Source organism: Paracoccus mangrovi (genome assembly GCF_042648425.1).
Classification (GTDB): domain Bacteria; phylum Pseudomonadota; class Alphaproteobacteria; order Rhodobacterales; family Rhodobacteraceae; genus Paracoccus; species Paracoccus mangrovi.
The window spans coordinates 179,536-186,931 of record NZ_JBHRXJ010000007.1; the positions used below are offsets into that span (position 1 = coordinate 179,536).

The 7,396-nt window shown below is 63.1% G+C and carries 8 protein-coding genes; 3 read left to right on the forward strand and 5 right to left on the reverse strand.

Translation table 11 applies throughout. The features are described 5' to 3' along the window. Nucleotides 1-40: 40 nt before the first annotated feature. Both ACFOMH_RS11535 and trpE read left to right on the forward strand, forming a co-directional pair. A complete protein-coding gene (locus ACFOMH_RS11535) occupies nucleotides 41-1,984 on the forward strand; it encodes a peptidylprolyl isomerase (RefSeq protein WP_377744623.1) in 1,944 nt (647 codons plus the stop codon). Then, a complete protein-coding gene (trpE, locus tag ACFOMH_RS11540; protein ID WP_377744624.1) occupies nucleotides 1,984-3,486 on the forward strand; it encodes an anthranilate synthase component I in 1,503 nt (500 codons plus the stop codon). The genes ACFOMH_RS11535 and trpE overlap by 1 nt, the downstream gene beginning before the upstream one ends. A 4-nt stretch (nucleotides 3,487-3,490) precedes the next feature. Here trpE and ACFOMH_RS11545 read toward each other — a convergent pair whose 3' ends face one another. The 5 genes from ACFOMH_RS11545 to fabI are packed head-to-tail and all read right to left on the reverse strand — an operon-like array spanning nucleotide 3,491 to nucleotide 6,554. After that, on the reverse strand, nucleotides 3,491-4,090 hold the full coding sequence (locus ACFOMH_RS11545) for a hypothetical protein (RefSeq protein WP_377744626.1): 600 nt from the start codon (nucleotides 4,088-4,090) through the stop codon (nucleotides 3,491-3,493). Between the two features lie 26 nt (nucleotides 4,091-4,116). After that, nucleotides 4,117-4,608 (reverse strand): DUF2127 domain-containing protein, encoded by a 492-nt coding sequence (locus ACFOMH_RS11550; protein ID WP_377744627.1) that lies wholly within the window; start codon nucleotides 4,606-4,608, stop codon nucleotides 4,117-4,119. Further along, nucleotides 4,605-5,105 carry a xanthine phosphoribosyltransferase gene (gpt, locus tag ACFOMH_RS11555; RefSeq protein WP_374423105.1) on the reverse strand — a complete coding sequence of 167 codons (501 nt, stop codon included), beginning with the start codon at nucleotides 5,103-5,105 and terminating at the stop codon, nucleotides 4,605-4,607. Before gpt ends, ACFOMH_RS11550 begins: the two co-directional genes overlap by 4 nt. Before the next feature lie 13 nt (nucleotides 5,106-5,118). After that, nucleotides 5,119-5,718: a LysE family translocator gene (locus ACFOMH_RS11560; RefSeq protein ID WP_374423107.1), complete on the reverse strand. Its 600-nt coding sequence runs from the start codon at nucleotides 5,716-5,718 to the stop codon at nucleotides 5,119-5,121. A gap of 8 nt (nucleotides 5,719-5,726) precedes the next feature. After that, on the reverse strand, nucleotides 5,727-6,554 hold the full coding sequence (gene fabI, locus ACFOMH_RS11565) for an enoyl-ACP reductase FabI (RefSeq protein WP_377744629.1): 828 nt from the start codon (nucleotides 6,552-6,554) through the stop codon (nucleotides 5,727-5,729). 83 nt (nucleotides 6,555-6,637) lie between these two features. On the opposite strand from fabI, the gene pdxH reads away from it, so the two are divergent. Further along, nucleotides 6,638-7,300, forward strand: a complete 663-nt coding sequence (gene pdxH / locus ACFOMH_RS11570) for a pyridoxamine 5'-phosphate oxidase (protein WP_377744631.1) — start codon at nucleotides 6,638-6,640, stop codon at nucleotides 7,298-7,300. The last annotated feature ends 96 nt before the right edge of the window (nucleotides 7,301-7,396 follow it).

The following is a 7,396-nucleotide window of genomic DNA, read 5'->3' on the forward strand; positions in this document are numbered from 1 at the left end:
ACTTTGCCAAAGACGAAATTCAAGACGAGGCAGCGACAAGATGCGCGGCAAGGGCAAATCGACCATCGTGTGGTTGCTGATGGGGATGCTGGTTCTGGGGTTGGGTGGCTTTGGCGTCACCAATTTCTCGGGCGGCACGGCGGATATCGGCTCGGTCGGCGATGTCGAGATTTCTTCTGACGACTATACCCGTAGCTTGCGCGCCGAGATGCAGGAGTTTTCGGCCCGGACCGGCCGTCAGCTCAGCGCCGCCGAGGCGCGCGCCATCGGCGTCGACCGGGCCGCGATGGCGCGGCTGTTTACCGCCGCCGCCCTTGAGGCAGAGGCAGGGCGCCTTGGCGTTTCGGTCGGCGACAAGCCGGTGCAGGAACAGATCGCGGCGATCCCGGCCTTTCGCGGCCTTGACGGTCGTTTCAGCCCCGAGACCTATGCCGACACCCTGCGTCGTGAGGGGATGACCACCAGCGAGTTCGAATATGACCTGCGCATGGACGAGGCGCGCGCCATCCTGCAACAGGCCGCGCTGGCCGGTGTCACCGCGCCCGCGCCGGTCACCGCGCTGACCCAGAGCTGGCTTCTGGAAAGCCGCGATCTGCATTGGCGCGAGCTGACCGCCGCCGATCTGGCCGCGCCGGTCGCCACACCCGACGACGCCACGCTCGAGGCCTGGCATCAGGCGAATGCCGACCGGTTCACCGCCCCCGAAATCCGCAAGATCACCTATGTCTGGCTGACCCCCGAGATGCTGGAGGGCACGGTCGAGGTGAACGAACAGGCGCTGCGCGAGCTTTACGACAGCCGCATCGCCGATTTCCAGCAGCCCGAGCGCCGCATGGTCGAACGGCTGGTGTTCCCCGACATGGCCACCGCCGAGGCGGCCAAGGCCCGGCTGGACAAGGGCGAGATCACCTTTGAGGCGCTGGCCGGCGAACGCGGCCTGTCGCTGAACGACATCGATCTGGGCGAAGTGAGCAAGGCCGATCTGGGGGCTGCGGGTGATGCGGTTTTCGCGCTGGAAGAGCCGGGCATCGCCGGGCCGGCCGGCTCGGATCTGGGGCCGGCGCTTTTCTCGATGAACGCGATCCTCGAGCCGTTGAACATCCCCTATGAACAGGCCCGCGACGACCTGCGCGTCGAGGCCGCCGTGGACCGCGCCCGCCGCCAGATCGAAGAGCAATCCGCCGATTTCGAGGACCGGCTTGCCGGGGGCGCCACGCTTGAGGAACTGTCCAAGGACAGCGGCATGAAGCTGGGCAGCATCGATTGGGATGCCAGCGCCGAGGCCGAGCCGGGCGGCATCGACGCCTATCCCGAATTCCGCCAGCGCGCCGCCGCCGCGACCGAGGCCGATTTCCCCGAACTGTTCGAACTTGAGGATGGCGGCGTCTTTGCTCTGCGCCTCGACAAGATCGAGCCGCCGGCGCTGATCCCCTTTGCCAAAGTCCGCGCCCGCGTCGAAGAGGATTGGAAACAGAACGAGACCCATCGCCAGCTTCTGACCCTTGCCGAAGAGCGTCGCGTCGATGCCGATGCGGCGGCCCAGCCCGCCACGCCCGCGGCCCAGCTTGCCGCGACCGATCCGGTCGCGCAGGCCGCCGGCGCCCAGGCCCCGGAGACGGCGGTCGAAACGCCCGCGCCGGCGGTGACGCCCGAGCCCGGCAAGGCCGAGACCGGGCTGACGCGCGGCGGCTTTATCAACGGCGTGCCGCAAGAGGTTGTCGCCCAGTCCTTTGACATCGACGAGCCGGGCGAAACCGCGGTGGTCGATGCGGAAAACCGGGTGTTTCTGGTCACGCTGGACGCGATCCATCCGGCCGCCTCGGATGGCGAAGAGGCGCAGCAGGTCCGCGAGGGCATCGATGCCCGGCTGGCCGATTCCCTGCGTCAGGACGTTTTCGAATACTTCACCCGCGCCTTGCAGGCCCAGGGTGGGGTGACGTTGAACCAGACCGCCATCGACGCGGTGAACGCACAGTTGCAGTAATGGACATCACTCCCGGTTTTTCCGAATTCGAGGCCGGCTGGGCGGCGGGTCGCAACCAGCTTCTGACCATCCGGCTGGCCGCCGATCTGGATACGCCGGTCAGCCTGATGCTGAAGCTGGCCGAGGCGGCGCCGAATTCCTTCATGCTGGAAAGCGTGACCGGGGGTGAGTTGCGCGGCCGCTATTCCTTTGTCGGCATGAAACCGGATCTGATCTGGGAATGCCGCGACGGCAAGGCGCGGGTGAACCGCAATGCCCGCTATTCGGACGAATTCGTGGATGATGACCGCCCGGCGCTGGACAGCCTGCGCGCGCTGATCGGCGAATCCCGCATCGACATGCCCGAGGGCGTGCCCGCCGGGGCGGCGGGCCTTTTCGGGTATCTGGGCTATGACATGATCCGGCTGGTCGAACGGCTGCCCGACATCAACCCCGATCCCCTCGGCCTGCCCGATGCGATGATGCTGCGCCCCTCGGTCGTGGCGGTGCTCGATGGCGTCAAGGGTGAGGTGGCGCTATGCGCCCCGGTCTGGCATCAGGACGGCCTGCCCGCGCGCGCGGCCTATGCGCAGGCCGCCGAGCGGCTGATGGAGGCGCTGCGTTCGCTGGACCGTCAGCCAAGCGAGCCGCGCGCCCTTGGCCATGACCTCAAGGTCGGCGAGTTGCGCAGCAATTTCACCAAGGAGGGCTATCTGGCCGCCGTCGAAAAGGCCAAGGATTACATCCGCGCCGGCGACATCTTTCAGGTCGTGCCCAGCCAGCGCTGGTCGATGGATTTCCCGCTGCCGCCATTCGCGCTTTATCGCAGCCTGCGGCGCACGAACCCGTCGCCTTTCATGTTCTTCCTGAACTTCGGCGGCTTCCAGATCGTCGGCGCCAGCCCCGAGATCCTTGTGCGCCTGCGCGGCGGCGAGGTGACGGTGCGCCCCATCGCCGGCACCCGTCCGCGCGGCGCCACGCCCGAAGAGGACAACGCCCTTGAGGCCGATCTGCTGGCCGACAAGAAGGAACTGGCCGAGCATCTGATGCTTCTGGATCTTGGCCGCAACGATGTCGGCCGGGTGGCGAAAATGGGCACCGTGACGCCGACCGAGAAATTCATCGTCGAGCGTTACAGCCATGTGATGCATATCGTCTCGAACGTGGTGGGGGAGTTGCGCGAGGGCGAGGATGCGCTGTCGGCGCTGCTTGCCGGCATGCCTGCGGGCACCGTGTCCGGCGCGCCCAAGGTCCGCGCGATGGAGATCATCGACGAGCTCGAGCCCGAAAAACGCGGCGTCTATGCCGGTGGCGTCGGCTATTTCGCGGCGAACGGCGAAATGGACATGTGCATTGCGCTGCGCACCGGGGTCATCAAGGACCAGACGCTGTATATTCAGGCCGGCGGCGGCGTCGTCTATGACAGCGACCCCGAGGCCGAGTTCATGGAAACCGTGAACAAAAGCCGCGCCTTGCAGCGTGCTGCCGAGGGCGCGGCGCGGTTTGTTCGGGGGAATGGGTGAGCATTCAGTAGTCTCCGGCCGCAAGAGCATTTATCGATGCAATCAGCTTTTCAGCAATATGCTCGTATTGTTGTATCTGCTCATCGCTGATATTGAACTCAACGACATGTGCTGCCCGATTCCTGAGCTCGCGCAAGTTGTTGTAGATTTCACTCTGCGCAGGTTCTAACAGATCGCGGCCAACCTGCTGCAAGCGACCTGCACCTCCCTCCAGTCCAGGTTTTAGAGCTTTGGCAAGCTGTTCAAGGGCTTTTCCTACTGCGGCAAACTTGCCAATAACACGTCCCCGATTATCAGTGACTCTAGCAAAGGGCTTAGCTTCGACCTCCCTGATGTCTTCGGCAGAAGGAGTTATTTCGGCTGTTTTCTGTGCTGATTCTTCTAGGGTATTCTCAAACTCAGCCTCAATTCCTGCGCCCCGGATAGTCTTAAGTTTGAGATCGTTCATAAGTCTGACAACAGGATGTCTCAGCCAGAAAGCAATGATAACTACGGCAGCTGGCCAAGCCAGGGCATCAGTAAATCTGGCAATGAAATCCAGAAATACCGCAAAATTGAAACTTCCGGCTGCGATAGCGGGGCTAATCGTAATCTGGGCTTCCATGAGCCTGCAAAACTCCACTTTTCAAATCATGTAATCTTATGGTTGCCGCCCCGCCACTCCTGCCAGGTCAGCCAGATCAGCAGCGCATCAAAAGCCGACAGCGCCAGCATCATCTGCGAATGCGTCTGCGTCCAGCGGTGTAGCTGATAGACGATGAAGGCGGCGAATACCGCGATGGCCAGCGGATAGGCAAAGGCGATACGGCGCGCGAGCAGCACCACGACCGCCAGCTTCACCGTGCCATGGCCCAACAGATAGATGGCATAGAAATGCTGGCTGTCGGCGCTGAATTTCTCGGCCAGATGCGTCACATGGGCGGCCAGCGGATCCGTGGGATCCTCGATCAGCTCGTTGTGGGTCAGCCAGTCCACGGCGCGCAGGATCGCGCCATGGGTGATGAACAAAAGCGCCGCGCCGGCCACGGCTTCCAGCGTGGCGAACACCCCCTTGAGCAGCAGGCTGGTCTCAAACAGCCAATGCAGGGGGCCGTGGCGGCCCTCGATATGCTTCGGGCTCAATCCTCGCCCCGATAGGGTTGAACATATTGCAGCGCCATATCCCAGGGGAAGAAGATCCAGGTGTCCTGGCTGACCTCGGTGACATAGGTCTGCACCATCGGGCGGCCCTTGGGCTTGGCATAGACGGTGGCGAAATGCGCCTTGGGATACATCTGGCGCACCAGTTCCAGCGTGCGACCGGAATCGACCAGATCGTCGACGACCAGAATGCCCTCGCCATCGCCGACCAGCGCGGGATCGGGCGATTTCATCACTTTCAGCTCGCCCTGACCGGCGTCCGAGCCGACGCCCTTATAGGATTTCACGCTGATCGTATCGATGACGCGGATATCCAGCTCGCGCGCGACGATCATCGCCGGCACCAGACCGCCCCGGGTGATGGCCACGATGGCGCGCCAGGGGGTGCCGTCCAGCCGCCAGGCCAGCGCCCGGGCATCGCGGTGCAGCTGGTCCCAGCTGACGTGGAAACCCTTTTCATGGGGCAGACGGTCGTTCATCGCAGCGATCCTTTCAGTGTTTGACGATCAGAAGCAGCCCAAGCGCCGCCATGGCGATGGCCGCTGTCCGGTCGATCCAGAATTTGGCGGCAAAATAGCGCGAGCGCATGGTGGCTGTCGACATCAGAACCGCGACGGTCGCATACCAGAAAAGCTCGGTCGCAAGGCAGATCGCATAGATCAGCCCCTGTCGGCCCGGTCCCATCGGCTCGGGAAAGACCGAAAGGATCAGGGCGGCGTAAAACAGCGCGGGCTTCGGGTTCGAAAGATTGAGTGCGATACCGCCAAGGAACCCCTTGGCCCCGGCCGCCGCCTGCGGCAGCGGCTGGGTCGAGGCGCGCCACAACCCCAGGGCGAACCACAACAGGTACAGACCGCCAAAGATCTTGAAGCCGACATAAAGCGCGGGATGCAGCTTGAAGAGCACCGCAAGCCCCCCCAGCGCAAAGATGCACCAGAGCGAGGCCCCGAAGGCCAGCCCCAGCGCATAGGGCAGGGCGCGTTCGCGCCCATGCGCGAATGCCGTCTGGACCGTCGCGATGATCGACGGCCCGGGGGTCAGGATCGCCAGCGAAAGCGCCGAGACAAGCGCGATGACCTGCTCGACGCTCATCGGGGCGATCAGTCCTTTTTCGTCGTCGCGATATCGGGGGCGTCGACTGCCTTCATACCGACGATGTGATAGCCCGAATCGACGTGATGGGTCTCGCCGGTCACGCCCGAGCCCAGATCTGACAGCAGATACAGCGCCGATTTGCCGACATCTTCCTGGCTGACATTGCGGCGCAAGGGCGAATTCAGCTCGTTCCATTTCAGGATATAGCGCAAATCGCCGATGCCGCTGGCGGCCAGGGTCTTGATGGGTCCGGCCGAGATGGCGTTGACGCGGATGCCGTCCTTGCCGAAATCCTCGGCCAGATAGCGCACGCTTGCCTCAAGCGCGGCCTTGGCCACGCCCATGACATTGTAATGCGGCATCACGCGTTCGGCGCCGTAATAGGTCAGGGTCAGCATGGCGCCACCCGCGGGCATCATCGCGGCGGCGCGGCGGGCGACGGCGGTGAAGGAATAGACCGAGATATCCATCGTCATCAGGAAGTTGTCGCGGGTCGTCTCGGCATAGCGGCCGCGCAGCTGGTCCTTGTCGGAAAAGCCGATTGCATGGACGATGAAGTCGATGCTGTCCCAGCGCGTGGCGATGGTCTGGAACAGCGCGTCGATCGAGGCCTCGTCCGAGACGTCGCATTCCGCCAGGAAATCCGAGCCGATCTGTGCCGCCAGCGGCTCGACCCGCTTCTTGAGTGCCTCGCCCTGATAGGAAAAGGCCAGTTCGGCGCCCTGATCGGCAAGTGCCTTGGCAATGCCCCAGGCGATGGATTTGTCATTGGCCAGACCCATGATAAGGCCGCGACGACCCTTCATCAGCCCCATACCACCGTCACTTGACATGCTGCTGCCCCTTGCGCTTCTTCGGTTTTCAGCAGGATTAGGACAACTGCAAGGAGGAATCAAGTGTTGGTGACGGCTTGGCCATGAGTGATCGGAGCGGAATCTTCGCGGGTGACGATCCCTTTGATATCGCAAGAAGCTGGTTGGCCGAGGCCGAAAGGACCGAACCCAACGATCCCAATGCCATCGCGCTGGCCACGGTCGATGCCTCGGGCCTGCCCGATGTGCGCATGGTGCTTTTGAAGGAAATCGAGGGCGCAGGCGCCGATGGCGGCTTTGTGTTCTATACCAATTTCGAAAGCGCCAAGGGCACCGAAATCGAGGCGACGGGCGTTGCGGCCTTTGTGCTGCACTGGAAATCCCTGCGCCGGCAGATTCGCGTGCGCGGCCATGTCACCCGCGTCAGCGATGCCCAGGCCGACCTTTATTATCAATCGCGTGCGTTGCAATCGCGCATCGGGGCATGGGCCTCGCGGCAGAGCCGGCCGCTTGAGAGTCGCGCCGCATTGATGGCCGAGGTCGCCCGGCAGGGAATCAATCTAGGGTTGCGTCCTGCGCGTCCCCCGCATTGGGGGGGCTATCGGATTACACCGGTACAGATTGAATTCTGGGCAGACGGTGCGTTTCGCCTGCATGACCGTTTTCGGTGGTCAAGGCGTAATTCCGTCAATGAAAACAGTGATCTGGACGCGAACAGGCAGAAAGTTGCGCAAAGTTTGTGGGGGGTAGAGCGTCTTAGCCCTTGATCCCACATTCTCCAAGTAAGTCGCTGATTTCGCTGTCGTAATCGTGATATTTCGCATATAAATCATGGCGTTGACGGCTGCGAGGGGCGCGTTTCA